Below are 23807 nucleotides of genomic sequence, written 5' to 3' on the forward strand. Positions count from 1 at the left end.
CCTTTTTCGGTCGGTGATATGTTGGACACGCATGGCGTGTCTCTACGCGTCAGAACGTGGTCTGGATCGCGAATTCGACGCGGGAACCGGCGTTGCTGCCGAACAGGCGCTTGGCGGCGCGGTCGGTGTCGTGCGCGGTGACGCGTAGTTCCCAGGGGCCGTGGACTTTCCAGATGGCGCTGAGCTGGCCGTGCAGGTAGTCGTCGGCGTAGGCGCTGTCGAGCCAGTACTGGCCCACCGCGCCTTCGATGCGCCACTGCTCGCCCAGCGGTACGCGGGCGCCGAGCTGCGCGTACGTGCCGGTGGTGCCGCTGGCCAGCGCATCGTCGGATACACCCACGCTGAGCCAGTAACGTTCCTTCCAGGTCAGCGTGCTGTTGAGCTCGGTCCAGTCCAGGTCCACGTTCGTGGACGGATACAGGTAATGGGTGAGGTTGACGTCCAGCGCCCAGTCCGGCGCGAGCTCACCGCCCCAGCCTGCGACGATGTCGAACTCGCTGCGTGCACCGGCGTCCGGTTCGAACGACACGCCCGAGCCCCAGACCGAGGCGTACCAGCCTGATTCACTGCTCAACTTCACCCCTGCCTGCACGGTCGGGTCTTCCATGGTCTGTGAGCTGCCGCGCCAGACGTAGTCTGTGGTGAGCGTGGCATTGCCGTCCACGCCAGCCAACGCCGAACCACTGAGCGCCAGGCCGAGAACCAGCCCACTTACCCGGCGCACTGCGCGCCCTGTTACCTGCATTGCCACCACGTCCACCCCTCCAGAAAACGGCCGCGCCGTTGAAGCGCACAGTGTGGTGAGCGCGCCCGTAAAGGCGCCATGCGGTGCGGCGGCGCCGCGCGCAAATTCGGCGTAAAAGCTGCCTACCAGACCTTCAGGCGGCCCGCGCTATCATGGCGGCCCTGACTGACCTGCAGCGAGAATGGCGTGGACGCGATCCTGACCCCGGTATCGATTGGCGAACTGATCGACAAGATCACCATCCTGGAAATCAAGGCCGAACGCATCACCGATGCGGGCAAGGTCGCCAACGTGCGCACCGAACTGGATGGGCTGCTGCCGCTGTGGCAGGAATTGCTGGCCGCGCAGCCGGGGCTGGATGCGCTCAAGACCCAGCTCAAGGACATCAATGAGCGGATGTGGGATATCCAGGACCAGCTGCGCGACAAGGAAGCGGCGCAGGTGTTCGATGATCAGTTCATCCAGCTGGCGCGCGGTGTTTACGGCACCAATGGCGAGCGGGTGAAGGTGAAGAACGAGATCAACCGGATTGCCGGGTCGCAGCTGGTGGAAGAGAAGCAATACCAGGGGGAATGATCGTCCGGCGCGTGGCGCGGGTCGGCGTTGCGCCAGCCACCCATGGGGTGGCTCTACCGTCCTGGTATGGCGTTATTCCGCGAGTGGGCGCGTCGCGCCATGGCGTTGTTCTGCAAATGGGCGGACGACCGGGCCGTAGAGCCACCCCATGGGTGGCTGGATGCATCAGCGCGCGGTAGCGGCCAAGAACCGCTCGCGGTCCTGCTGGGTGCGCCGGCGGATCTCCGCCAGCGCTTCATTTTCCGTCGCTTCCAGCATGGATTCGAACAGCCGCTGGAAGTGATTGCGCATCGCGGTGCGCGCCGCGCCCGGATCACGCAGGCGCAGGCCATCGAGGATGGCGGTGTGTTCGTCGTTGCGGGTATCACCATCGTTGTGGCACACGTTGGCGTACACCTGGCGCACCCGCGGCAGTTCATTGCGCATGCGCCAGATCAGCTGCACGCAGTGCTCCACCACCGGGTTGCCGGCAATGCGCGCAATGGCCAGGTGGAACTGGCGGTCGGCCTCGCTGGCTGCCGCCTCGCTCGAGGCCGGGTCGGTCATCGCCGCAATGAGCCCTTCCAGCATTTCCACTTCGGCGTCGGTGATGCGGCTGGCCGCCATGGCCGCCGCCTCGGCCTCGATCACCGCACGTGCGGCGGTGAGGTCGAAGGCCGACACATCCGGCAGCGCGCCAGGGGCGGCCGCCGGACGTGCCTTCACGTACACGCCCGAGCCGGTCTTGATGGTGATCAGGCCCTGCGCCTCCAGTGCGATTTCCGCCTCGCGCACGGTGACCCGGCTCACCCCCAGCCGTTCGGCCAGGTCGCGTTCGCCGGGCAGGCGCGAGCCGGGCGGGAATTCGCCCTTCTCGATCAGCGCGACGATTTCAGCGGCAATGGACTGGTAAAGGCGGGGTTCGGACATCATCAAGGCCTGGCTGTACGGTGGCTGGGAACCGAAGGTGCGCTTAGAAACGGTAGCGTACCCCCAGATAATACCGCCGCCCGTAGGTGGTGTACTCGCGGAAGCTGCCCAGGATCGGCATATCCGACACCCGCGGCTCGTCCGTGAGGTTGCTGGCCGACAACGACACCGACAGGTGCTTGTTCACCTTGTAGGTGGCGCGGAAGTCCAGCGAGCCATTGTCGCGTACGTAGCGGTTCTGCGCCGGGTCGCCGACAAACTGCTGGTAATAGTCGGAGCGGTACTTGTAGATCGCCTGCAGGTCCAGCTTGCCCAGGCCCCAATACACCTGCGCCGAGGCTACGTGCTTGGACAGCCCGAAGATGTTGGCCGGCTCCACGATACCGGGGGTGACGATGCCGGTGGCCGGGTCGGTGGACTCGCCCAGGCGCAGGTCTTCGGTCTTGAAGTTGGAATGGGCGTAGTTGTAGCTGGCCTTCACGCCCAGCCCGGAGAAGATGCCCGGCAGGTAGGAGAAGGCATGCGAACCGGTGAGCTCGAAGCCGATCAGGTCGCTCTTCTGGTCGCTGGTGGCCAGCTGCTCCACCGGCACGGTGACGCTCACCCCGTCGATATCGAAGTTCTCGCCCACCACCACCGGCACCGAGCCGCCGTTGAACTGCTTGTAGTACACGGCGGTGGAGAGCATGGAATCGGCGTTGGCGTACCACTCCAGCGACACGTCGGCATTCCACGACATCAGCGGGGTGGCGCGCGGGTTGCCGGTGGCGGTGATGTTGCCCAGCGCGTCGGCGACGCTGCCGAACTCGGTGTCCACTTCGTCCAGGTTGAAGCTGCGGCCATAGCCGAGCGCGGCCAGGTCCGGGCGCGACATCGCCCGGTAGGCGCCCACGCGCAGCAGCAGGTCCGGGCGCAGTTCGAAGGCGGCGTTGAAGCTGGGCAGCCATTCGTTGTTGCTGGACTTGAGCACCTGCCGGGTGAAATCGCCGGTGGGCCGCAGAGTCACGGTGCCATCGGGGTTGTTGACCACGTCCAGCCCGCTGCGCAGGCCCATCGAGCGCACATCGGTGTGTACCCAGCGCACGCCGATGTTGCCGGTGACCGGCACGCCGAACCATTCGCTGCTGTAGTCGCCCATCAGGTAGATGGCGCTGGTCTTCTCGGTCACATCGTTGTTGGCCGGGTCGCGCAGGTCCGCGCTCAGGCCGGTGTCATCCACGCCGGTGAAGGCCTTGAACAGGCAGCGGCTGTCGAAGGTGGCCCACTGGTCGATGGTGTTGCCGCTGGCATTGGCCAGGAAGTCGTCCTGCGGAAACTCCTGGCGGCAGGCGCGGTTGGCCGCCCGGATCGCGGCGACGTTGGTGGTGGTGACATCCACGGTGTCGGTGAAGTCGGTGTAGGTCGCCTCCGACCGGCGCAGGCCGCCCTTGAGCGCGGTGAAGAAGCCGCTTTCCGGGGTAAACGCCGCATCGAACCGGCCGGCGCGGATGGTGTGCTCGCGGTCCTGCTGGCGGCGACGGATCAGCGCCGAATCGGTGAAGTTGTCCGGGTTGTTCACATTGAACGCCGGATCCAGGTAAATGCTGGGCACGTCGCCGCTGTAGTCGTAGGTGTAGTCGACGTACCGCGTGTTCTTGATGCCGGCCACCGGGTTGCCGTTGACGTCGGTACGGCCGGCGCGCAGGCGGGTGGAGCGTTCGATCTGCGAACGCTGGGTGTTGGAATAGGACAGGTCGGTGGAGAACATCCACGCCGCGCTGGGCCGCACGATCACGTTGAAGCCGCCGCCCGTGTATTCCTCCTTGCGCTCCAGGAAATTGCCGGTGGAATCGATGGTGGTGCTGCCGGTGTGGTGCAGCAGCGCGCCATCGTCGCTGACCACGCGGTTGTTGAGGTTGCGCATCATCGACGACAACGTCAGGTCCGAACGGTCTTCGGTGTAGTCGCGCTTGGAGTGCTGGTAATCCAGGTTCACCTCCACCGCGTCGTTGGGCCGCCACTGCAGCGCGCCGAACTGCGAGTCACGCTTGTCGTGTTCGATGAACTGGCGGTACAGCCGGCTGCCCGGCACCAGGTAGTACGGCACGTCGTTGGCCACGTCGTTGCCGTTGACCTGGGTGCAGTTGCGCGTGGCGCCGACCACTTCACGGCCATCGCAGGCCGCCCAGGTGGTGCTGCTGGAGAACATCTCTTCCGGGTTGCTGCCTTCCAGCGCCTGCAGGCCGACCGACACGCCGAGCTTGCCGCCGTTGCTGAACTCAAACTGGTCGATGTAGCTGGCGGTACCGCGCCAGCCCACGCCGTCGCCGTCTTTCAGGCGGTCGTCGTATTCCTGCCAGGTGCCGCGCCCGTCCAGCTGGAAGGTGCGCTTGCCATATTCCAGCGGTTTGACGGTTTCCATGTTGACCGTGCCGGCCACGCCGCCTTCGACGAAGTCGGCGCGCTGGGTCTTGTAGATCGCCACGGTGTTGATCAGCTCCGACGGGAACTGGTTGAAGTTCACCGAGCGGTCGCCACTGCCGTTGGTCGCCTCACGCCCGTTGAAGGTGGACGAACCCAGGAACGGGCCGAGGCCACGGATCGAGATTTCGGAGGCGCCGCCCTTCTCGCGGTGGGTGGACGCGCCGGTGATGGTTTCGATGGCCTCGCCGATCGAGAGCGCGGGCAGGTCGCCGATGTCCTCGGCCGACAGCACGTCGGAGACCACGGTCTCTTCGCGCTTCTTGTCGATCGAGGTCTGGATGGTGCCGCGCGTCCCGGTCACCTGGACCTGGTCGAGCGTGGTGGCCTGTGCCGGCGGGCTGGCCGGTGCTTCGGCGTCCTGTGCGTGGGCCAGCGGCACGGCCGCGGTGGCGCACAGGGCGTAGAACAGCGCGCTGTGCAGCGCGGTGTGGCGAAAGCCTCGTGGCGAGGCCGTACGGCGGTCATGCAACATCGTGATCTCCCTCCCAGGATGGATCGTCCGAATACACGGATTCGATCCGGAAGATTCACGGTTCAAAGACCAATGTCAATGAATTGGTACTAAAGTCTACCCCGGTGATCCACCTAGACCACTTGGGGCACGTTTTATGTGCGGATGCAGCAGATATTTGCGCAAATGGCTTACCAGATGCGGCTAAAGTGGTATGCGGTTGTGGTTGACGTTGTTGCGGTGGAGGCTGTTACCATCCGGACTCGCGTTGAGGTCTACGGTGATCTGGGAGGGTTAGCCTGTGGCACAGCAACAACAGGATGTACGTTTTGGCGGGGTGGTGACGCGTTGGCGTTGGTGGAGTCCATGCGTTGAAGCACCGGGGCGCCGCAGCGGCAGTCGTTTGGGAACCGGCCCTACCGGGCTGGGTCTCGCGGTCGCCCTGGCCCTGGCGCCGACCGCTGCCTGGTCGGCCGAGTATCTGGTGCATGACGCCACTGCGTACGCCGCCGCTGCCCAAAGCCTCAAACCCGGCGACACGGTGATCCTGGCCGACGGCACCTGGCGCGATGTGGATCTGCTGCTGACGGGCACCGGGACAATTGGTCAACCAATTAAGCTGACCGCGCAGACCCCCGGCAAGGTGATCCTGAGCGGACAGTCGCAGCTACGGCTGGCCGGTGCCTATCTGGAGGTCTCCGACCTGGTCTTCCGCGACGGCTGGGCGCCGGGCGGCGAGGTGGTGAGCTTCCGCCGCTCGTCCAGCGAGTGGGCCGACCACAGCCGGGTCACCGGCATCGTCATCGACGGCTACAATAAGCCCGACCGTGCCCAGTCCGACAACTGGGTGGGGATGTACGGCAAATACAACCGCTTCGACCACAACCAGCTGGTCGGCAAGACCAACGCCGGCACCACCCTGGTGGTGGTGCGCAACACCACCAGCGGGTTGGACAACCGCCACCGCATCGACCACAACTGGTTCGGCCCGCGCCCCAATCTGGGCAGCAACGGCGGCGAGACGATCCGCGTCGGCACCAGCCACGACTCGCAGTCGGCCTCCAATACGGTGGTGGAGAACAACTGGTTCGAGGAATGCGATGGCGAGGTGGAGATCGTCTCCAACAAGTCGGGCGGCAATCTGTACCGCGGCAACGTGTTCAAGGATTCGCGCGGGTCGCTGGTGCTGCGTCACGGCCACGGCAACACGGTGGAGCGCAACGTGTTCCTGGGTGGGCGCAAGGCGCATACCGGCGGGGTGCGGGTGATCAACCGCGACCAGATCGTGCGCGACAACTATTTCGAAGGCGTGCTGGGCGACGGCTTCGCCTCGGCGCTGGCGGTGATGGCCGGCACCCGCGATGCACCCCTGAACCGCTATGAGCAGGTCGACAACGCCCAGATCCGCAGCAACAGCTTCGTGCAGGTGGGCCACCTGTTCCTCGGCGCCGGGCTGGACGATGAACGCAATGCCATGCCGGTGCGCAGCAGGATCAGCCGCAACCTGTTCGTGGGCGATGGCAGCGAAGACCCGCTGCGCGTGCAGGGCGACCTGTCCGGCATCAGCTTCGGCGGCAACGTGCAGAGCCCTTCGGCGTCGCCCGGTTTCCCGAACGGCGTCAGCAGCCGCGTCCTCACCCTGCAGCGCGCGGCCAATGGCCTGCTGTATCCACCGGCCGGCACCGAGGTGGGTGCGCCGCGCGACCTGGCGCCGATTCCGCGCGAGCAGGTGGGCGTGGACTGGTACCCCAAGCAGCGCACCCAAGTGGCCGTGGACAGCGGTGCCAACCATCGCGTGGCCCCGGGCGAAGATACCCTGACCCGCGCGGTGACCGGCAGCGCGCCCGGCGATGTGCTGCAACTCGCCCCCGGCGACTACCGGGTGAACCAGGTGCTGGGGCTCACCCATCCGCTCAGTGTGGAGGGCCCGATGCAGGGCACCGCACGCGTGCGCTTCAGCGGCCCCTCGCTGTTCGAGCTGCGCGCCGGTGGCGCGCTGCGGCTGACCCGGCTGGAGATCGACGGCCGCCTGGCCCCTGACGTGGCGGGCAATGCCGTGGTGCGCGTGCCGCCGGGCAGCCAGGCGTTCGACTACACGCTGGAGATCACCCAGAGCCGCATCCACGGGCTCACCAGCAACAAGGCGTTCGATGTGATCACCACCGGCAAGGGCACCTTCGCCCGGTCGATCCGCCTGCAACGGGTGGAGGTGGACGACATCAGCGGCAGCGTGATCAACGCGGCCGCCGAGACCGACAACCTGGGCACCTACAACGTGGAGGCCGTGGACATCCTGGATTCGGCGTTCCACCGCATCGGCGGCCCGCTGGTGACCCTGTACCGCGGTGGCACCGACGAAAGCACCTTCGGCCCGGCCCTGCACCTGCGCAGCAGCCGGTTGGACAACGTGGGCGTGGCCGACGACACCAGCCTGCGCCTGCACGGCGTGCAGCTGGCCAGCCTGACCGACACCACCTGGCAGCGCAGCGGCCGCGTGCGCTTCAGCCATCAAACCGGCGAGCCGCAGCTGCGCCTGCGCGGCAACACCTTCACCGCTACTGCGGCACTGCAGTCCGATATCCCAGCCGAGACCCTGCCATGACGCGTTCCACGCCCCTGATGCTGCTGCTGGCGGCCACCTTCAGCGCAGCCGCGCTTCCCGCCGCCCACGCCCAGGCACCGAGTGCGGCCGCGCGCAGCAGTGAAGCCTCCAGCGCGCCCGTGCTGGTCACCGCCGCGCAGTGGGAACAGATGCGCCGCGACGGCGCCGGCTACCCGATGTTCGCCAAGGAACAGGCACGCGCCGAGAAGCTGGTGCGCGCGATAATGAAGGCCGGCATCGACGTGCCGGTGCCCAAGGACAAGGGCGGCGGTTACACCCACGAACAGCACAAGCGCAATTACCAGGCGATCCAGGCGGCCGGCGCGCTGTATCGGCTGACCGGCGACAAGGCGTACGCGAACTTCGCGCGCGACGTGCTGCTCGGCTACGCCAAGCTCTACCCCGGGCTGGGCGCACACCCGGAAGGGCGCGGGCAGATTCCGGGGCGGCTGTTCTGGCAGACGCTCAACGATTCGGTGTGGCTGGTGAACGCGGTGCAGGGCTACGACGCGATCCGCGACAGCCTGAGCGCCGACGAGCGTCGCACCATCGACGACAACGTGTTCCGGCCGATGGCGAAGTTCCTGAGCGGCAACCCGGAGAACTTCGACAAGATCCACAACCACGCCACCTGGGCGGTGGCCGCCACCGGCATGACCGGCTACGTGCTGCGCGACCCGGTGCTGGTGGAGCAGGCGCTGATGGGCAGCCGCCGCGACGGCAGCGCCGGCTTCCTCAAGCAGGTGGACCAGCTGTTCTCGCCCGATGGCTATTACGAGGAAGGCCCCTACTACCAGCGCTATGCGCTGGCGCCGTTCATCCTGTTCGCCAATGCGGTGGAGCGCAACGAGCCGCAGCGCGGCATCTTCAAGCGCCGCGACGGCGTGCTGCTCAAGGCGGTGGATGCGCTGGTGCAGAGCAGCTACGGCGGCTACTTCATTCCGATCAACGACGCGATCCTGGACAAGGGCCTGGATACCGAAGAACTGGTGGCGGGTATCGACATCGCCTACGCCAACACCAGCGATGCACGCCTGCTGTCGGTGGCCAAGCAGCAGAAGCGCGTGCTGCTCTCGCCCGAAGGCCTTCAGGTGGCCAAGGCGCTGGCCGACGGCAAAGCCAAACCCTTCGCGTTCGTGCCCACCCTGCTCCGCGATGGGCCGGACGGCAACGAAGGCGCGCTGGCCATCCTGCGCATGGGCGGTGAAGACGGTCAGGCGCTGGTGATGAAGAACACCAAGCAGGGCATGGGCCACGGCCACTTCGACAAACTCAACTGGCTGTTCTATGACAACGGCCAGCGCGTAGTGACCGACTACGGCGCGGCGCGCTTCCTCAACATCGAAGCGAAGTCCGGCGGCATCTACCTGCCCGAGAACAACAGCTGGGCGCGGCAGACGCTGGCGCACAACACGTTGGTGGTGAACGAGCAGAGCCACTTCGGTGGCGACTGGAAGAAGGGCCAGCCGCTGGCCCCTGCCCCGCTGCTGTTCGCGGTGACCGACGACACCCAGATTGCGTCGGCGCGCATGGTCGGCGCCTACGACGGGGTGAGCTTCACCCGTACGCAGGCGCTGCTGTCGCACCCGTCGCTGGGCCAGCCGGTGGTGCTGGACCTGCTGCGCGTGGACGGCAGCAAGCCGGCGCGCTACGACCTGCCCCTGCACTTCAACGGCCACATCATGGACGTCGGCTTCAGGGCGCAGTCCGCCGTGGCCACCCGCCCGGTGCTGGGCAAGGCCAACGGTTACCAGCACGTGTGGGTGGATGCGTCGAGCGAACCCGGCACCGAGCCGCGCAGCCTGACCTGGCTGCTGGACGGACGCTTCTACACCTACCGCTTCGCCAGCACCGCCCCGTCGCGGGCGCTGATCGGGGAGAGCGGCGCCAACGATCCTTCCTTCAACCTGCGCCGTGAACCGATGCTGCTGCAGCGGGTGGACGGCCAGGCCAGCACCACGTTCTATGGCGTGCTGGAACCGCATGGCCAGTACGACGGCACCGCCGAGACCGTGCGCGGCGCCAACAGCCGCATCGACCGGCTGGCGCACTACCGTGGCAAGGATGCGAGCGTGCTGGTGCTGGACCTGGCCGGTGGCACGCGGGTGGCACTGGGCATTGCCGATGATCCGTCCACCGGCGGCAACCACGAGGTGAGCGCCGATGGCCAGCGCTGGAGCTGGAGCGGCGGCTGGAAGCGCTTCGATACCGCCAGCGGCAAGGACGGCAAATGAACGTCGGCACGCGGACGCGCTCGTATGTGCGCTGGCTGATCGTGGCCCTGATCGCCGTGGCCACGGTGATCAATTACATCGACCGCAACGCGCTGGCGGTGATGTGGCCGCAGATCTCCAAGGACGTGGGCGCCACCAAGGAAGACTACGCGCTGCTGGTGACGGTGTTCATGCTGTTCTACGCCGCCGGCCAGTTCGTGTTCGGGCGCCTGTTCGACATCATCGGCACGCGGCTGGGCTTCGCGCTGTCGATCGCGGTGTGGTCGATCTCGATTGCCCTGCACTCGGTGACCCACTCGATCCTGTCCTTCAGCATCGTGCGGGCGATGCTGGGCATCAGCGAGGCCGGCGCCTGGCCGGGTGCGGTGAAGGCCAACGCGGAGTGGTTCCCCGCGCGCGAGCGTGCGCTGGCGCAGGGCGTGTTCAACGCCGGCGCCTCCATCGGCGCGATCATCTCGGCGCCGCTGATCGCGGTGCTGTTCCTGTGGCTGGGCTGGCGCGGCACCTTCATCCTGATCGGTGCCATCGGCTTCGTGTGGCTGCTGCCCTGGCTGGTCATCTACCGCGCCGGGCCCGACAAACACCCGTGGGTGAGCGCGGCCGAGCGTGCATTGATCCTGGATGCGCCGTCCGAACAGCCGGCGGTGCCCAAGGTCGAATATGTGCCCAACGTGCGCCAGCTTCTGGGCCACCGGCAGACTTGGGGCATCCTCGCCACGCGCTTCTTCATCGACCCGATCTGGTGGCTGTTCGTGTCGTGGTTGCCGATCTACCTGGCCGACACCTTCGGCTTCGACATCAAGCAGATCGGCATCTTCGCCTGGGTGCCCTATGTGGGCGCGATGATCGGCAGCCTCGGCGGCGGCTGGTTGTCCGGGCGGCTGATCGGCGCCGGCTGGAGCGTGGACCGCGCGCGCAAGTGGGTCATCACTCTGGGCGGCGCGATCATGGCCCCGGCCCTGCTGGGCGCGGTGCTGGCCACCGACCCGGTGTGGGCGGTGGTGACCATCGCCTTCGTGCTGTTCGGTTTCCAGATCGCCATCGGCAACATCCAGACCCTGCCCGGCGACATCTTCAGCGGCAAGTCGGTCGGCTCGCTGGCCGGGCTGGGCGGCATGGCCGCGGTGGCCGGCACGCTGATCACCACCTGGCTGGTGCCGGTGATGACCCGCGACTCGTATGCACCGATTTTCATCCTGGTGGCGGCGCTGGTGCCCGCTTCCCTGCTCGCCCTGTGGCTGGTGACCGGACGCGTCGAGAAGGTCGACGCGCCGCCCTCCCGCTGACGTTTCCTTTTTTCCCCCTCGCATCACTGGAGTTACTGCATGAATCAGTTCAAGGACAAGGTGGCCATCGTCACCGGTGGCGGCCGCGATATCGGCCGTGAGATCTCGCTCAAGCTGGCCGCGGCCGGCGCCAAGGTGTGCATCAACTACGCCAACGACGAAGCCAGCGCGCAGGAAACCCTGCAGCAGGTACAGGCGGCCGGCGGCACCGCCATCGTGCACCGCGCCGACGTGACCGATGCCCAGGCCGTGGCCGGCATGGTCGCCGCCACCCAGGCCGCGTTCGGCCCGCAGATCGACGTGCTGGTCAACGTGGCCGGTGGCATGGTGCAGCGCCGCCCGCTGTCCGAGATCGACCCGGCCTTCTTCCACAAGGTCATGGACCTCAACATGAGCTCGGTCTACCTGACCACGCATGCGGTGGCGCCGCACATGCCCGAAGGCGGCGCGATCGTGAACTTCGCCTCGCAGGCCGGCCGCGATGGCGGCGGTCCGGGCGCGTCGATCTACGCCACCGCCAAGGCGGCGGTGATGACCTTCACCCGGGCGATGGCCAAGGAACTGGGACCGCGTGGCATCCGTGTCAACGCGCTGTGCTGCGGCATGATCGCCACCCGCTTCCATGACGAATTCACCAAGCCGGAAGTGCGTACCGCCGTGGCCGGCAACACCCCGCTGCGCCGCCAGGGCCGCCCGCAGGAAGCGGCCGACACCGCCGTGTACCTCGCCTCGGATGCGGCCGGCTTCATCACCGGTGCCAACGTTGACGTCAACGGCGGCACCTACTTCTCCTGATAGACCGCTGACCGCCTGGGAGGGCCGCCATGCTGCGCTGGATCACTGCACTTTCATTTGCACTTGCCACCAGCGCCGCGGCGCTGCCCACCCAGGCCCAGGTCTGGGTGCCGGCCTGGACGGCGTCACCCGCGCCGGACCGCCAGGACGGTTCACCCGACGCACCGGTGCAGTTCGCCAACCAGACCGTGCGCCAGGACATGCGCCTGGCCAGTTCGGCCACGGCGCTGCGCTTCCGCATCAGTAATGAGCTGGGCACCACGCCGCTGCATATCGGCGGCGCCAGCGCCCAGCGCACCGGCACGGCAACACCCGCCAAGCTGGTGACCTTCAATGGCCGCAGCGAGGTGGTGGTGCCCGTGGGCGCCGCGCTGCTCAGCGACCCGGTGGCGATGGCGGTGCCGGCGCTGGCCGATGTCTCGCTCACCCTCTATTTCCCCGATGCCACCCAACCGGCGGTGCGACGCACCGCGCTGCGCATTGCCGATGGCCGCCAGGCCGAGGTCGCCGACAAGGTGAAGCTCGCCTACCGGCAGAACGTGGTGTCGGCCGTGCTGGCCGAGCGCAGCAGCACGCCCATCGTGGTGGTCGCGCTGGGCGATTCGATCACCGAAGGCGCCACCGCCACGCGCGGCAGCAATGGCGACTGGCCGGCGCTGCTGTCCGCCCGCCTGCAGCAGGCCTGCCCGGACCAGGTGGTGCTGGTCAACGCCGGCATCAGCGGCAACAAGGTCATGGACCATGGCCGCAGCCACAGTGCACTGGCCCGGCTGGACCGCGACGTGATCGCGCTGCCGCACGTGAACCGGGTGATCCTGTTTGAAGGCATCAACGATATCCGCCACGACGGCGGCACGCCGCCAGTGGCCGGCCGCAACGCCGAGGACATGGTGCTGGGCTACCGGCAGGTGGCCGAGCGGCTGCACAGCAACGGCATCCGCGCGATTGCCGCGACGATCACCCCGTTCGGCGGCTCGGACCGCTACGAGCCGGTGGCCGCCGCTACCCGCACCACGCTCAACAGCTGGATGCGCGGCGGCCGCAGCGGCTTCGATGCGCTGATCGACTTCGACCAGATCCTGCGTGATCCGGCCAAACCGGAATTCCTGCCGGAAGCGATCACCCGCGATTTCCTGCACCCCAACGACGAAGGCTACCGGCGCATGGCCGACGGCGTGGACCTGGCCCTGCTGGGGTGCACCGCACGATGAGCACGCAGCACTTCCAGCTGGCCGCCCACGCGAACCCTCGCTGGCAGGCGATGGCGCTGGGCGAGGTGATGCTGCGCTTCGACCCGGGCGAAGGCCGCGTGCGCAACGCGCGACAGTTCCAGGTGTGGGAAGGCGGCGGCGAGTACAACGTCGCGCGTGGCCTGAGCAGCACCTTCGGCCACGCCACGGCGGTGCTGACCGCGCTGCCACGCAACGAGCTGGGCCTGCTGGCGCAGCAGCTGATCCAGGCCGGTGGCGTGGACAGCAGCCAGATCCTGTGGCGCGAGTACGACGGCATCGGCCGCAATACGCGCATGGGCCTGAACTTCACCGAGCGCGGGTTTGGGGTGCGCGCGCCGCTGGGGGTGTCCGACCGGGCGTACTCGGCGGCCTCGCAGCTGCGTGCGGACGAGTACGACTGGGACGCGGTGTTCGGGGTACACGGGGTGCGCTGGCTGCATACCGGCGGCATCTTCGCCGCCTTGTCCGAGCACAGCGCGCAGACCGCCATCGCCGCCGTGCAGGCCGCGCGCCGCCACGGCGTGGCGGTGTCCTACGACCTCAACTACCGCGCCAGCCTGTGGAACAGCCATCCAGACCCGGACGCGGCGCGGCAGGCGAACTGCGCGATCGCCGCCGAGTGCGACCTGCTCATTGGCGACGAGTACTCCTTCGCCGCGTGCCTGGGCATGGATCTGGCGGACCTGGGGCGACGCGAGACGCCGATGGATGTGGGCCCGGCCGATGCCGCGGCGCTGCGCGCGATGGAGCGATTTCCGAACCTGCAGGCGGTGGCGTTTACCCTGCGCGATGCCAGCAATGCCGCGCGCAACGGCTGGGCCGGCGCGCTGCGCAATCGCGAGGCGCTGTTCGTCTCGGCCGCGCGCGAGGTGGAGCTGCTGGACCGGGTGGGCGGTGGCGATGCCTTCGTGGCCGGCGTGGTGCACGCGCTGCTGGAAGGCTTGGGCGAACAGGCCGCCGTGGAACTGGGGGCCGCGCATGGCGCGTTGGCGATGTCCACACCGGGCGATGCCGCCTGCACCAGCCGCGAGGAGGTGGAAGCCGTGGCGCGCGGGGATGGCGCGGCAGCAAGGCGCTGACGCCGCGACTCAGCCCTGGCTTGAAAGGCGGGCCAAGCCCTCGGTGGCCGAGCGGGTGAGCGGCGCGGGCAACGCGTCGGGATGGAACCACGCCACGGCGAGGATCGCCTCGGGTTCAAGTGGCATCGCCTGCGCGTCGTCCAGCGTACGCGCGAGGTAGACCGGGGCCACCCAGTGCTGCCCCAGTGCCGGCTCGAAGTGGTCCACCACGCACAGCAGTCGTTCCACCGCCACGCGCAGCCCGGTTTCTTCCTGCACTTCGCGGACCACGGTGTCTTCGACCTTCTCCATCCAGTCGACCTTGCCGCCGGGCAGGCCCCAATAACCCTGCTCGGGCTGTCGCCCGCGCTGGACCAGCAGCACGGCACCATCGGCGCGCTGGATGACGGCACCGCAGCCGACGCGAGGCTGCTGCACGGGAAGCGGATCAGGCATCGGTGGTCTCCGGACGTTGTGTCGTCATCAGGTGGCCCGCACCGGCAGCACCTGCAGCGCCACCGCGACGGCGGCCAGCAGGCGGGCGCGGCTGGCACCATCGCGCGCCTGGGTGGAAATGCCGTGCAGCAAGGTCGCGTAGTAGTCGCCGAGTGCCTGCACATCAGCGCCCTCGGCCAGTTCACCGGCAGTGGCGGCCTGCTGCAGGCGCGCGATGATCTGCTGGGTGCGCTGGCGGCGATGTCCGGCCAGCCACTCCATCACCCCCTCGTTCTCCGGTGCGGTGCTGGTCGCCGCCGATACCACCAGGCAGCCCTGCGCGCGACCGCGCCGGGTGTAGGTGAGCACCGCGTCGTGCAGCATGCGTTCGATCGCCGGGCGGACTGCTTCTGCGCGCAGCGCGCGGTCGGCAAAGCCACCGTCGCCGCTTTCGTACAAGGCCACGGCCTCGCGGAACAGCTGTTCCTTGCTGCCGAATGCCGCATAGATGCGTGCCGAGGCAATGCCCAGCGCTTCCACCAGCGCCGCCATCGAAGTGCCTTCATAGCCGCGCTCCCAGAACAGCAGCATGGCCTGTTTGAGGGCCTGGTCTTTGTCGAACTCGCGCGGGCGTCCGGCCATGGGGCATCACAACGGAAAGAAACGATGGGGCAATTCTATCGACATCCGCGGTTGACCGTGGCGAAATCGACGCCTATTCTTTGCCGCTCGACAAACAATAAGGCAGCATCGTCATGCGTACCATCCAAGGCCCCAGCCTGCACCTGGCCCAGTTCAGTGCGGACCAGTCCCCCTTCAACGACCTGCCCTCGATGGCGGCCTGGGCGGCCAGCCAGGGCTTCAAAGCGCTGCAGATTCCGGCGTGGGACGAGCGCCTGTTCGACGTGGAGAAGGCTGCGCGCAGCCAGCAGTACTGCGACGACCTGGTTGCGATGCTGGCCAGCCACGGGCTGGTCATCAGCGAACTCACCACCCATATCTTCGGCCAGCTGGTCGCGGTGCACCCGGCCTACGATGCGCTGTGCGACAGCTTCGCGCCCGCCGCCCTGCACGGTGACCCGGCCGCACGCAGTGCCTGGGCGATCGAGCGCATCAAGCTGGCCGCCAAGGCCTCGCACCGGCTGGGCCTGGACCGCATGGGCACCTTCTCCGGTTCGTTCGCCTGGCCGTATCTGTTCCCGTTCCCGCAGCGCCCGGACGGCCTGATCGAAGCGGCCTTCGAAGAACTGGCGCGGCGCTGGCTGCCGATCCTGGACGTATGCGATGCGCATGGCATCGACCTCTGCTACGAGATCCACCCCAGCGAAGACCTGCATGACGGCACCAGCTTCGAACGCTTCCATGCTGCCGTGGGCATGCACCCGCGCTGCCGGATCCTGTTCGACCCCAGCCACTTCGTGCTGCAGCAGCTGGACTACCTGCAGTTCCTGGACATCTACCGCGACTTCATCGGCATGGTCCATATCAAGGACGCGGAGTTCAATCCGAGCGGGCGCCAGGGCATCTACGGCGGCTACAGCGGCTGGACCGAACGTGCCGGGCGGTTCCGTTCGCTGGGCGACGGGCAGGTGGACTTCAAGGGCATCTTCTCGCGACTGGCCCAGTACGACTACGACGGCTGGGCCACGCTGGAGTGGGAGTGCTGCCTGAAGAACCAGGAAGACGGCGCCCGCGAGGGCGTGGCGTTCATCAACGCGCACATCATCAAGGTCACCGACCGCATCTTCGATGATTTCGCCGGGGCACCGGTCAGCCGCGATCAGATCCACGGCATGCTGGGGATCGGTCGATGAACCTCGCACCTGAAGGCATCACCCATCGCCATGTGCGCATCGACGGGCGCAACGTGCACTGCGCCCTCCTCGGCGCCGGCCAGCCGGTCCTGCTCATTCCCGGCTGGCCGCAGACCTGGTACGCGTGGCGGCACATCATGCAGACGCTGGCCGCGCAGGGCTTCCAGGCCATCGCCGTGGACCCGCCCGGCACCGGCGATTCGGACACCCCGGCGCAGGGCTACGATACCGGCGCCATCGCCGCCACCCTGCATGCGCTGATGCAGCAACTGGGCCATGCGCGCTATGACGTGGTGGGGCATGACGTCGGCATGTGGGTCGCCTACGCACTGGCCAGCGATCAGCCACACGCCGTGCGGCGGTTGGCGATCACCGAAGCGGTGATCCCCGGCCTGGCCGAGGCGCCGCCGGTGTTCGTGGCCCCGGAAGAAAACATCTTCCTGTGGCACTTCATGTTCAACCAGGTCCGCGACCTGCCCGAGGCACTGATTGCCGGGCGCGAACGCGCCTACCTGACCTTCATGTTCGACCGCTGGGCGCACCGCCGCGAGGCCGTGGCCTGCGAGGTCTATATCCGCGCGTATTCGGCACCGGGCGGGCTGACAGGAGGTTTCGGCTATTACCGGGCGATTCCGGAGACGATCCGCCAGAACCGGCAGCGCGCCCTCATCCCGTTGGCCATGCCGGTGCTGGCGATCGGGGCCGAGCATGCCACCGCCACCCTGCCGATGGACACCATGCGCGACCATGCCGGCGACCTGCGCGGCAGCATGATTCCGGACTGCGGCCACTTCGTGATGGAAGAGGCGCCGCAGGCCTTCCTGGACCAGTTGCTGCCGTTCCTGCAGCCGGCGGTGGCGGCGTGAGCCTGGATCCGGACATCGCGCGCTTCCTGTCCACGCTGCCCCCGAGCGAGGTGGTGGCCGGCCTGTCGCTGCAGCAGATCCGGGCGGCCAGCGAGGAAGCGCTACCGCCGCTGCAGGGTCCGGCGGAAGCCGTTGCGGCGGTGCGCGACTTCAGCGTGCGAGGACACGACGGGCATGCCATTGGCGTGCGTGCCTACTGGCCGGCCGGGCACATGCACGGCCAGCCGCGCGCGGGACTGCTGTTCGCCCATGGCGGCGGCTGGTTCCAGTGTTCGCTGGCGGTGTACGACCGCCCGTGCCGGGCACTTGCCAACGCCACCGGCTGCGTGGTGCTGGCGGTGGACTACCGGTTGGCGCCGGAGCATCGCTTCCCCATTCCCCTGGAGGACGTGTACGCCGCGCTGTGCTGGAGCCACGCCAGTGCCGCCCTGCTGGACATCGACCCGGCCCGGCTGATGGTGGGTGGCGACAGCGCCGGCGGCAATCTGGCTGCTGCAGTCGCACTGCTCGCCCGCGACCGCGGCGGCCCGCCCATCCATCACCAGCTGCTGCTGTACCCCGCGCTGGACACGGCCACCGACAGCGACAGCCACCGGCAGTTCGGCCAGGGCTACTACCTGGAAACGGGGTTGATGCAGCGCTGCTGGGACGCCTATCTCGGTGATGGGCTGGCGCAGGCCGATGGCCACGCGGTGCCGGCGCGCGCCGTGCAGTTGCAGGGCCTGCCGCCGTGCAGCGTGCTGGTCTGCGAATACGACCCGCTACGCGATGAGGGCGAGCAGTACGCCGCGCGGCTTGAGGCGGCGGGCGTACCGGTGCGGTGCGAACGCCTGCCCGGCATGGTGCATGCCTGCCTGCATCTGCTGGGGATCGCACCGGCGTCAGGGCTGTTGCTGGAACGGTGCGCGGCGCATGTAGCCGCCGTGCGCTGAGCGCAGCAACGCGCACAAAAAAAGGCCCGGCAAACTGCCGGGCCTTTGCCACTACGCCACTACTGCGCGTAGCGAAGCGATCAGGCGTCGCTTACCAGCTGAAACGCGGGCCGACCGACCATTCCTTGTCCCCGTGGCGGTCCATCTTGATGTCGCCGTTGATGCCCCAGTTCTGGTTCAACTTCACCTGGCCACCCAGGCGGCCGTAGAACTGGCCATCCGGATTGATGCCGTGCTTCTTGTTGTAGTCCTCGTAGCCGGCCATTGCGTAGACTTCGGCGTGCTGGCCGAACGCGGTACGGATACCGGCTTCAGCGCTGTAGCCGTTGAAGTCCAGGCCTTCCTTCGGGTCGAACTTGTTGTAGGCAACGCGGCCCACGAAGTCGGTGCTGGTGGCGATTTCGTGGTTGTAGCCCACACCCACACGCCACTGGTCAACCTTGAAGTTGCCGATGTCGGTCTTCTGCTGGTTGTATTCACCGAAGGCGTGGAAATTCGGCAGGAAGCCGTACGAACCCTTTACACCCCAACCATCGGCCTTGCCACCATCGGCGTCGGTCTTGACGTAATCGCCTTCGGCGTAGTTGTAGGACAGGCCTTCAGCGGCCGAAGCGCCGAACGGCAGGGCGGCGGCGAGCGCCAGGGCAATCAGGGACGTCTTCATGGGGGTACACCTTTTCTGTTGTTTCGTTCGTGCAGTGGCGCAAGCGGCTTCTGCATCGGGAATGTAAATTCTCCGTTATTCGACACAACGCGCCCTGAAGTAAGCCGTTTTTGGCCACGCGAATTTTTGGCAACCATTCAGACGCGCCGTGTCATATACGCGCGCGCTGCATTTTTGAGGTGTTTTTGCCGTGTTCGCGCTACACGATGAACCGCGCGTTTATAACGCGCGCACGAAAGGAATCTGGTCACGACGATACCCTTGCGGGGCGTCACGCGTTGGGGAAGCCGCTCTTGGGGAGTAGTCGGCTAACGCGTCCATCCTCCGTGTTGCACCGGCTGACGCAGCTGTGGCGTCGAACCGCAGGTTCCGTGAGGCATCCTGCCCGGCCCATCGATCTTGGCGGCAAGCCCGGCGGTCCGCTATCAGGATGTCCCTCGCCGTCATTCAGGGTTTTCTGACCCTGCTTTCGCTGCAGTGCGGCGCGGGTATCGCCCAACATATTGATTTTCCTTGCTTGGATCGTGCCAAACGGCGGCCGTCACGCGGCGCCACGCGTGGGCACGGCAGTGTCGATTCCCCGCACCCCCACGCGTCGTACTCATTGAAGGTGCCCATTCCGGCGCACCGTTCCCGGAGGCTGCAGATGTCGTACATCGACGGTTTCGTCCTGGCCGTTCCCACCGCCAACAAAGACAAGTTCATCAAACACGCCAACGAAGGCGATTCGGTGTTCATCGAGTTCGGCGCGCTGCGCGTGGTCGAATGCTGGGGCGACGATGTCACCCACGGCAAACAGACCGACTTCTTCCGCGCGGTGGAGGCCAAGGATGATGAAACCATCGTCTTCTCCTGGATCGAATGGCCCGACAAGGCCACCCGCGATGCCGGGATGGAGAAGATGATGAAAGACCCGCGCATGGATCCGGCCAATAACCCGATGCCGTTCGACGGCAAGCGGATGATCTACGCCGGCTTCGTGCCGATCGTGGAACTGCGCGGGAAGTAAGCCGCTACTGCGGGCGGCGCGCGACGCAGGTCGCCACGGCGAGGCTCAACGCGTGTGGTTGCCGTCGTCGTCCGCGCCGTGGCCGATGCCCATGCCGCCGGCACCACCCCCCATGCCGCCCATTCCACTACCGCCACCGCCGCCCTTGCCCTTCTCGCCCGCGTCGGCGCCCTTGCCCTTGGCGCCGGCGGCGGGCCGTGCGGGCCCCTGGCGTGGAATGACCACGCTGGCGGGAATGGGGGCCAGGTCGAGTGCCTGCCGGATGAAATCGCGCAGGGACACCACCAGTTCCGCCGTGGGCACCGCGCGCCCTTCGGCCAGTTCATTGGCCGCGTGTGCGGCCAACCGCACCTGTTCGTCGGTACCGAGCAGGACGATGTCGGACAACGCTGCCTCCACCGCGTCGCGGATCCGCCGAGCACGGTCGCTGCCGGTGTCGGCAGGCGCGGCCAGGGCATCGTCGGGCGCGGTTGCCGCCGGGGGCAGGTCGCGCCGGTGGCGTGGGTCCACGTGCAAGACCCCGGTGAATGACCCGCCCAGCGTCTTGTAGGCGGCAATCAGCGTGCGCAGCCGTTCGTTGATCTGGCGGTTCTCGCGCTCACGCCGCTGCTGCAGGGTCTGCATCACCAGCAAGCGGATGCCGACGCCGATGAGGGTGATGACGGCCAGCCCGACCAGGGTGGAGAGCATGGCCTGCCAGGAGCTGAAGTCGAGGTTACGCATGGATGACTCCTTGTCGAGCTGGTCTGCAGGTAACTCTCCTTCTAGCGAAGCACGCGTAGGCAACGCGTGTTCTCCGCCGCACTTTGACTAGCTTCGTTTCAAGGATTCCGCCCGCCCGGACATGATAGCCAACACTCCTAAATTGGAGTTGTTCGACATTGGGACACCGGGCCAGAGCGCCAACGAATCCGTACTTCCTAGTTGTCGTTCAGGCCATGTGGTGCGCGCGTCTGCAGGCGCTCTTTCCAAGAGTTTTCGACCCGCACTACCTCCTCCGAATGCATGTCGGGCGATAAGCGCTGCAGTACGCTGAAAACGAATCCCTGCGGGTTTCTTCCACGCAACAGGCGGTTGCCGCCGTCTCCATTGGCGGCGTAGTTTTGCCATCGCCCTAGCAGGTTCTCACTACCACTTGCCGAGCCAACATATCCCATACGAGCGGTCCGGTCGAAGATGTAGTAAATGCCACGCCACTGAGCCAGTACCTGCCGCCAACTGGCAGGAAGCAAAGACAACTGGCTCCAATCAAATGTCAGCGTCTGCCAATCGGGCATCGACTTAACCAGCTTACTCTCATCGTGGATCGCGCGGATGGGAAACTGATTGCGCGAGGCCCAGCGCCACCAAGAGCGCTCGATTCCTGTCCAATCAATCACCAGCCTCCCCTTCCAATCCTCCATGTACTGCGTCAGCTGCAAATTAAACCAGAGCGAATCACGGCCATCCTTTGGCCCCCTCGTTCCTAATCGGCACAACTCCTGGTTGTTCGGCAACGACCAGAATCGGTCGACCGTAACCTCCTCCACGCCGGCTATCTCATAAAGGCCTACAAACACGGCCCGGCCGGGCTCGTGGCCGATGAAGGATGCTAGATACCCTGCCTTAGACAGAGCCTTCTCGACAACCTCTCCGTGATTGGACTGATACGCGTTGTAGACCTCAGGCCGCTCTGCCGCTAACCATGGTAGTACGGCCCGTAACTCCTTCTCGGTCGGGCGATGGCGCATCACCATCACCTGTAACGGGTCCAATCCTGCCTTGGCAAGCAAATCGTTTAGCTCAAACATTGCCTTAGCCTTCATTAGATCTGGAAGTCCTCGCCCACGAACCGCAGTTGGCGGGCTGCCTCAGAAAGAGCGCAGGTGATCGCAGTTATCCAGAACGCTAGTAAGCACGAATTTGGTCAGTGTAGCCTTCGAACTCAACCCCAACCGAGCGATAATATTCACGAAGATACGTTTCGAACCAAACATGCTTTCCAAAAGGCGCTTCTTTTCCGACCAACGCATTGGCATCACGGACGTACAGGTCCCTTGCAGAACTATAGACTTCCTTGAAATTGCCAACGTCGATGACGTTAACAAAATACAGCCCATTTTGAACCGACAAGATTCCGGACCCCTTTAAATTCTGCTGCGACGAAGGACCAGCGTCCATTTCTACAATATTCTTGTCCACGACAATTCGCGGGTAAATAGCACTCCCTGACTCGAGCTCATATGCTCGCGCTATGGCATGACTGTACGTCAGGCGATTGGAATGGAAGTGCTTTGAGTAGGCCACACCCCCCCGCACGTACAGCCCTCGCTGAAGAAACCCCAAGAATACTTCCTTCAGCACACCTAGAAATTCCACAAGCAGTCCATGGCTGGTACAGGTGATGACGATCGTATCGGATATAGCCTGCACATTAAAAACTGCCGAGTTAACTGAATCGAGGCAACGCAAAGCCACTTCCAAGTCGTCCTTGAACGTGAACTCACCACGATCTTGATCTTCCTTGAGCCGTTGCTTGTATCCAAGAACATCAATAAGAGCGCAGTAGGCATAGCTCGGATTCATGCGATTGCCTTCGAGATCTTTGCGATCTCCTTCTTGTAAGCCTCCATGCGCTGTTCCCACGGAGTCCATACAGAGCCGTAGTACATGCTTCCATCGGTGGAAGCTTCGCGTGTGTGCTCTTGCTGGATGTCAAAGATCGCTCGGCCGAACATCTGAGCTACGGGTGCCAGCACTGCCACGTCACGAATCGAAGCAATGTACGGGTTTTTTCGATTGAATCCCGCCTTTACAGGCAATCCCCCGGGCCCTGTTAGCGAGGTATTAATCTGGTCGGTGATCTTCTCCTGCCACTTGACGTAAGACTGCTTTGCCTTCACCCCGCTGTGCACTTTAAAGTTCTGCACGACAGTGCCTGCAAGCTTTGGCTCGCCGGCAAATGGCTCGACCTCGAAGGGAATTAAGGCTTCGGATATAATCTTGTGGCGATCAATCCACTCCTTGATTATCTGCCCCAGGAGTTTCACAGCTTGATAGCAGAATCGATCAGGAACCAATGGTATTACCAACTCATCGCAACTGAGAATCACAGTGCGGCTTATGGCTCCTGTACTGGGCCCTACATCGCAAAGGATGTAGTCAAATCCTCGCTGGTCGCCAAGAGCCCGCATCAGCCTGTCGAACACCACGTAAGTGTTCTTTTCATGGATGTTTTCGGTGATTGCTTGGTTCCATGCGGTACCGAAGTAGGTTTCCGCACGCGCAAACTCCATGTCACCTCGGAAAAGGAACAGCCCAGCGTAGTGATTGTGCTCGGTCAGCTGAATCGTAGACTGATCAATGGTCGCCTGTTGGCCTTTGAAGCGCGGAAGGAGTGCGTCGTAAATCGATGTACCCGGGAGGTCGAATTCGGGGCTGTCCGCATCCTCCCGAGCCGCGAAGAAGAGTTCTGTTGCGTTGCACTGAGGATCACAGTCGACAATCAACACACGCTTGCCGACAATTGAGAGATACGCGGCTACATTGAACAGAGTAGTCGTTTTTGAGACGCCGCCCTTATTGTTGTACAGAGTAACAATCTTGGTCATTGCTCAGATCATCCTTAATTTCCCCCAATCATAGTGAGGGTTTGACAATGAAGAAGTTGAGCCAAGCCTCGGCCTCGCTGCAACACTTGGCAATCCTGCGCAGCAGTCGAGTCGTGATCGGCCAGTCATGCGCAAGAGCGTTATCG

At 65.6% G+C, this 23807-nt stretch carries 21 protein-coding genes; 11 read left to right on the forward strand and 10 right to left on the reverse strand.

The features are described from left to right. Positions 1-49: 49 nt before the first annotated feature. The gene (locus tag ACOZHM_RS14145; protein ID WP_421570062.1) at positions 50-745 is read right to left on the reverse strand and encodes a TorF family putative porin; all 696 of its coding nucleotides are present in this window, start codon (positions 743-745) and stop codon (positions 50-52) included. A gap of 186 nt (positions 746-931) precedes the next feature. Between ACOZHM_RS14145 and ACOZHM_RS14150 the strand changes: the two genes are divergently transcribed. Next, the gene (locus ACOZHM_RS14150) at positions 932-1321 is read left to right on the forward strand and encodes a DUF6165 family protein (RefSeq protein ID WP_421569956.1); all 390 of its coding nucleotides are present in this window, start codon (positions 932-934) and stop codon (positions 1319-1321) included. A gap of 165 nt (positions 1322-1486) precedes the next feature. On the opposite strand, the gene ACOZHM_RS14155 is transcribed toward ACOZHM_RS14150, so the two are convergent. Then, positions 1487-2230 carry a FadR/GntR family transcriptional regulator gene (locus ACOZHM_RS14155; protein ID WP_068854509.1) on the reverse strand — a complete coding sequence of 248 codons (744 nt, stop codon included), beginning with the start codon at positions 2228-2230 and terminating at the stop codon, positions 1487-1489. A 43-nt stretch (positions 2231-2273) separates the two neighbouring features. Continuing rightward, a complete protein-coding gene (locus ACOZHM_RS14160) occupies positions 2274-5165 on the reverse strand; it encodes a TonB-dependent receptor (protein WP_421569957.1) in 2892 nt (963 codons plus the stop codon). Positions 5166-5547: 382 nt separating this feature from the next. Here ACOZHM_RS14160 and ACOZHM_RS14165 point away from each other — a divergent pair, with 382 nt between their 5' ends. Genes ACOZHM_RS14165 through ACOZHM_RS14190 form a run of 6 tightly spaced genes read left to right on the forward strand, consistent with a single transcriptional unit; the run spans position 5548 to position 14372 of the window. After that, on the forward strand, positions 5548-7746 hold the full coding sequence (locus tag ACOZHM_RS14165) for a polysaccharide lyase 6 family protein (RefSeq protein ID WP_421569958.1): 2199 nt from the start codon (positions 5548-5550) through the stop codon (positions 7744-7746). Continuing rightward, positions 7743-9980: an oligoalginate lyase gene (locus ACOZHM_RS14170; RefSeq protein ID WP_421569959.1), complete on the forward strand. Its 2238-nt coding sequence runs from the start codon at positions 7743-7745 to the stop codon at positions 9978-9980. Before ACOZHM_RS14165 ends, ACOZHM_RS14170 begins: the two co-directional genes overlap by 4 nt. Continuing rightward, positions 9977-11266, forward strand: a complete 1290-nt coding sequence (locus ACOZHM_RS14175; RefSeq protein ID WP_421569960.1) for an MFS transporter — start codon at positions 9977-9979, stop codon at positions 11264-11266. Before ACOZHM_RS14170 ends, ACOZHM_RS14175 begins: the two co-directional genes overlap by 4 nt. Positions 11267-11305: 39 nt before the next feature. Further along, the gene (locus tag ACOZHM_RS14180; RefSeq protein WP_421569961.1) at positions 11306-12061 is read left to right on the forward strand and encodes an SDR family NAD(P)-dependent oxidoreductase; all 756 of its coding nucleotides are present in this window, start codon (positions 11306-11308) and stop codon (positions 12059-12061) included. Between the two features lie 29 nt (positions 12062-12090). Then, a complete protein-coding gene (locus ACOZHM_RS14185) occupies positions 12091-13272 on the forward strand; it encodes a GDSL-type esterase/lipase family protein (protein ID WP_421569962.1) in 1182 nt (393 codons plus the stop codon). Then, entirely contained in the window at positions 13269-14372 is a 1104-nt protein-coding gene (locus tag ACOZHM_RS14190; protein WP_421569963.1) for a sugar kinase, read from the forward strand. The genes ACOZHM_RS14185 and ACOZHM_RS14190 overlap by 4 nt, the downstream gene beginning before the upstream one ends. 9 nt (positions 14373-14381) lie before the next feature. Here the strand turns inward: ACOZHM_RS14190 and ACOZHM_RS14195 are convergent, their stop codons facing one another. Both ACOZHM_RS14195 and ACOZHM_RS14200 read right to left on the reverse strand, forming a co-directional pair. Then, positions 14382-14807, reverse strand: a complete 426-nt coding sequence (locus tag ACOZHM_RS14195) for an NUDIX domain-containing protein (protein WP_421569964.1) — start codon at positions 14805-14807, stop codon at positions 14382-14384. Between the two features lie 27 nt (positions 14808-14834). Next, positions 14835-15428 carry a TetR/AcrR family transcriptional regulator gene (locus tag ACOZHM_RS14200; protein WP_421569965.1) on the reverse strand — a complete coding sequence of 198 codons (594 nt, stop codon included), beginning with the start codon at positions 15426-15428 and terminating at the stop codon, positions 14835-14837. 113 nt (positions 15429-15541) lie between these two features. Here ACOZHM_RS14200 and ACOZHM_RS14205 point away from each other — a divergent pair, with 113 nt between their 5' ends. From ACOZHM_RS14205 to ACOZHM_RS14215, 3 genes are read left to right on the forward strand one after another with little or no spacing between them, the layout of a single operon-like run. After that, positions 15542-16600 (forward strand): sugar phosphate isomerase/epimerase family protein, encoded by a 1059-nt coding sequence (locus ACOZHM_RS14205; RefSeq protein WP_421569966.1) that lies wholly within the window; start codon positions 15542-15544, stop codon positions 16598-16600. Then, on the forward strand, positions 16597-17466 hold the full coding sequence (locus tag ACOZHM_RS14210; RefSeq protein ID WP_421569967.1) for an alpha/beta fold hydrolase: 870 nt from the start codon (positions 16597-16599) through the stop codon (positions 17464-17466). Before ACOZHM_RS14205 ends, ACOZHM_RS14210 begins: the two co-directional genes overlap by 4 nt. Then, a complete protein-coding gene (locus ACOZHM_RS14215) occupies positions 17463-18398 on the forward strand; it encodes an alpha/beta hydrolase (RefSeq protein WP_421569968.1) in 936 nt (311 codons plus the stop codon). Before ACOZHM_RS14210 ends, ACOZHM_RS14215 begins: the two co-directional genes overlap by 4 nt. Positions 18399-18489: 91 nt before the next feature. On the opposite strand, the gene ACOZHM_RS14220 is transcribed toward ACOZHM_RS14215, so the two are convergent. Next, positions 18490-19062 (reverse strand): Ax21 family protein, encoded by a 573-nt coding sequence (locus ACOZHM_RS14220; protein WP_421569969.1) that lies wholly within the window; start codon positions 19060-19062, stop codon positions 18490-18492. 646 nt (positions 19063-19708) lie between these two features. Between ACOZHM_RS14220 and ACOZHM_RS14225 the strand changes: the two genes are divergently transcribed. Beyond that, on the forward strand, positions 19709-20071 hold the full coding sequence (locus ACOZHM_RS14225; protein WP_421570063.1) for a DUF1428 domain-containing protein: 363 nt from the start codon (positions 19709-19711) through the stop codon (positions 20069-20071). 45 nt (positions 20072-20116) lie between these two features. On the opposite strand, the gene ACOZHM_RS14230 is transcribed toward ACOZHM_RS14225, so the two are convergent. From ACOZHM_RS14230 to ACOZHM_RS14245, 4 genes are all read right to left on the reverse strand, one after another. Next, positions 20117-20794: a hypothetical protein gene (locus tag ACOZHM_RS14230; RefSeq protein ID WP_421569970.1), complete on the reverse strand. Its 678-nt coding sequence runs from the start codon at positions 20792-20794 to the stop codon at positions 20117-20119. Between the two features lie 197 nt (positions 20795-20991). Next, positions 20992-21861, reverse strand: a complete 870-nt coding sequence (locus tag ACOZHM_RS14235; protein WP_421569971.1) for a GIY-YIG nuclease family protein — start codon at positions 21859-21861, stop codon at positions 20992-20994. Between the two features lie 97 nt (positions 21862-21958). Then, entirely contained in the window at positions 21959-22636 is a 678-nt protein-coding gene (locus ACOZHM_RS14240; RefSeq protein WP_421569972.1) for a hypothetical protein, read from the reverse strand. Further along, positions 22633-23661, reverse strand: a complete 1029-nt coding sequence (locus ACOZHM_RS14245; protein ID WP_421569973.1) for a ParA family protein — start codon at positions 23659-23661, stop codon at positions 22633-22635. Before ACOZHM_RS14245 ends, ACOZHM_RS14240 begins: the two co-directional genes overlap by 4 nt. Positions 23662-23807 lie beyond the last annotated feature (146 nt).

It is taken from the genome of Stenotrophomonas sp. PD6 (genome assembly GCF_049199305.1).
GTDB lineage: Bacteria > Pseudomonadota > Gammaproteobacteria > Xanthomonadales > Xanthomonadaceae > Stenotrophomonas.